The sequence below is a fragment of the Streptococcus pseudopneumoniae genome, from assembly GCF_038148935.1.
GTDB classification, from domain to species: Bacteria; Bacillota; Bacilli; order Lactobacillales; family Streptococcaceae; genus Streptococcus; species Streptococcus pseudopneumoniae_U.
Genome location: NZ_JBBJZX010000130.1, coordinates 1 through 3,278, shown reverse-complemented (window position 1 = coordinate 3,278; position 3,278 = coordinate 1). Strand labels below are relative to the sequence as shown.

The 3,278-nt window shown below is 41.2% G+C and carries 3 protein-coding genes; 1 reads left to right on the top strand and 2 read right to left on the bottom strand.

What is annotated here, in order from left to right; translation table 11 throughout:
* Positions 1-192 (top strand): HAD hydrolase-like protein (locus WKI42_RS09820; protein ID WP_368081834.1); only part of this gene is annotated, 192 nt, incomplete at its 5' end.
* A 222-nt stretch (positions 193-414) separates the two neighbouring features.
* Here WKI42_RS09820 and WKI42_RS09815 read toward each other — a convergent pair.
* Positions 415-2,265: a nucleoside-diphosphate sugar epimerase/dehydratase gene (locus tag WKI42_RS09815; RefSeq protein WP_368081833.1), complete on the bottom strand. Its 1,851-nt coding sequence runs from the start codon at positions 2,263-2,265 to the stop codon at positions 415-417.
* Between the two features lie 85 nt (positions 2,266-2,350).
* Complete coding sequence (locus WKI42_RS09810) at positions 2,351-3,181, bottom strand: glycosyltransferase (protein ID WP_112444485.1); 831 nt, start codon at positions 3,179-3,181, stop codon at positions 2,351-2,353.
* Between the last annotated feature and the right edge of the window lie 97 nt (positions 3,182-3,278).

Below are 3,278 nucleotides of genomic sequence, written 5' to 3'. Positions count from 1 at the left end.
CAGACACATCAACTAGCACCAGAACAAGCCATCATCATCGGAGATACCAAGTTTGATATGCTGGGAGCTCAAGAAACAGGCATTCAGAAATTGGCCGTCACTTGGGGATTTGGAGAGCAAGCAGATCTACTAAACTATCAGCCTGATTATATCGCTCACAAACCCATAGAAGTTTTGGAGTATTTTCAATAACATAGACTGGGTGACAACCCCATTTCATACTCTTCGAAAATTTCTTCAAACCACGTCAGTTTATATCTGCAACCTCAACACTGTGCTTTGAACAACTTACGGCTAGCTTCCTAGTTTGCTATTTAATTTTCATTGAGTATCAGAATAAAATGAAGCAAGTTTACACATAACAAAACGCATACTACCAAGGTTTCAAGACTTGATAATATGCGTTTTTCTTTTTTATTCAACGTGGGTTGTTTGATTAGCAAAGGCGATAATAGCCTGCTTCAACTCATCTCCACTGAGAGTGCAGAACTCTTCAATTTTTTGATTGATGGCTTCTAGAGGCATGACATTGACCTTACCAACGAAAATCTTATCCATAACTTGGTTATCAACAAGTTCGGTTGATACCAAGAGTTCTTCGTAGAGTTTTTCACCTGGACGGATTCCAACTTCAACGATTGGAATTTCACTTTCAGTGTGGCCACTTAGAAGCACCATTTTCTTAGCCAAGTCATAAATCTTGACTGGTTTGCCCATATCAAGGATAAAGACTTCCCCATCCTTGGCATAAGCACCAGCATGGATAACCAAACGGCTAGCTTCTGGAATAGTCATAAAGTAACGGGTCATGCGGAAATCTGTCACCGTTACAGGACCACCTTCAGCAATCTGACGTTCAAAGACTGGAATCACACTACCACGACTACCAAGAACATTTCCAAAACGAACTGCACAGTAGGTCGATTGGCTACGTTGGTTAAAGCCAGTGACAATCAACTCAGCCACGCGCTTGGTTGCTCCCATAACATTTGGTGGATTAACTGCCTTATCTGTCGAAATCATAACCATCTTAGGTACTTTGGCTTCATCAACAGCCTTAGCAACATTGTAAGTTCCACGAATATTGTTTTTGAAGGCTTCTTTTGGATTGCGCTCCATCATAGGAACGTGCTTGTGGGCTGCTGCATGATAAACAATAGCTGGCTTGTACTTTTCAAAGACTTGCAAGAGACGGTCGTAGTCTTGAATATCTGCGATAACTGGTACATAATCAATCCCTTGGAACTTGCGAATCAATTCATGATAAACAAGGTAGATTGAATTTTCCCCGTGACCGAGCAAGACGATGCGTTCAGGATTGAAGCGACTAACTTGTCGACAGATTTCAGAACCGATTGAGCCACCCGCACCTGTAACCAAGATTGTTTTTCCAGTTAGTTCTGTACCCAGACGCGATTCGTCAAGACGAATTTCCTGACGACCTAAAAGGTCCGTAATATCAATTTTTTGGAAGCCAGTAGCTGCTTGGTGAAGTCCCTGAACAACGGTTTCAACCTTAGGCATCTTGTAACATTTGACACCCAGCTTATTACACATCTGCAAGATACGCTCATACTCTGACGGATCAAGCGACGGAATTGCAACGATAACTCGCTCGATTTGATGACGTTTAGCTAATTCAGGCAAATTGTCATAAGAGCCTAAAACAGGGATACCACCAAGTTTTTGACCCTTTTTCTTAGAATCCTTATCCAAGATACCGACCAGTTCTAATTCACTGGTTGGATGTTGGTAACTATCCATAAAGAGAGCCCCACCATCACCGGCACCAATCAAGAAGGTCCGACGGTGTTCCCCATCACCACTGCCTTTTTTGCGTCTGGAGTAGATTAACTGCCAAGTAATCCGTGGCAATAAAATCAAGAAGGTACTCAACAAGATAAAGAGAATGATGAAACGGATAGAGAAGAGTGGCAAGAAGGCATAGCAGATACTATATGACAAGACACTGCTAGCAGTCACACCAAAAAAGATTTTCATAAAGTCCGTAATCTTGCTGTAACGACTAATACTAGCATTCAACCCCCAAAATCCAATCATCAATTGATAGAACAGGAAGGCCAAACTCGTATAGATAATGTAGTCAACAGGTGCTGGATTAATCAGCCCATAAAATAAAATATAAGATACAATGATGGAAACCATCATACTGAAAATATCAAATATGCCCCAGAAGACCTGTTTTTGTTGTTTATTTAAAATTTCCACCAGATCAATCACATAATCTGTGAGTTTTTTATTCATAGAAATTTACTCCTCCTTAAAAGAGCTGGATGATTACATTGTTATTATAACACTTTTTCTCTAGTTTACGATTTGCTACAATCTTTTACTTGCTTTTTCGTAACAGTTTCATAAAAATAAACTGTCGGACAAATCCAGGACAAAGGGCAACAACCATCTGAATCGCAACACTCTTGGTATACTCCATGTAAGAAATTTGCCCTCTCTTCAGCATACGCTGACGAGCTTGACGATAGAGTTTGAGGTAACGCAGTCCCCCACGACGCTCAAACATCCCTGCTCCGACACGAACCTGACACAAGATTTGATCCAGATTTCCAGTCTTGGCTCCTGCAGCAATCATATTGAGCCAGAGGAGGTCATCCTCCATATAAAGGCCATCCTCATAGTTGCCTGCCTTGAGAACCATGTCCTTCTTGAACATGACAGTCATGTGGTTAAAGGCACTTCTCATCCTTTGATAAGCTACAATCTCTGCATGTTGAGTCGGAACACGACGGTAAGAAACAATCTCATCAGGATTATCAATAAACTCTGCAATATGTCCACCTAATAGGTCGAGGTTGTCCTTCTCCATTAGCTGAACCTGTTTCTCAAAACGGTCTGGAACAGCTATATCATCTGTATCCATACGAGCGATGATATCGTACTGACACTGCAAAACACCCTGTCGAAGAGCCAGACCCAAACCTTGATTCTGCTCAAGAGGATAGCGTTTCACTGGAATATCAGACTCAGCTTCCACCTGGTCTAATACCTGATAGAGCTCAGGTGTCAAAGGCCCATCCTCAACCAGAACCAACTCGCTCGGTTTCAGGGTCTGATTTTGAACACTCTCAATAGCATCCTTTAAAAATGTCGGATTTTCCTTGATATAGACCGACATCAATACGCTGATTTTTTGCTTTTCAGACACAGTTTTTCTCCAATGTATAGATTTCCTTCCACTATTTTATCATAATTTTCAAGAGTTTCCCATTTTTATCTTGAAAGCCAGAAACCTTACTTGACAT

Bases quoted from the DNA above. Each gene is read 5' to 3' on its own strand.
- WKI42_RS09815 (WP_368081833.1), bottom strand. From the start codon at position 2,265: ATGAATAAAAAACTCACAGATTATGTGATTGATCTGGTGGAAATTTTA.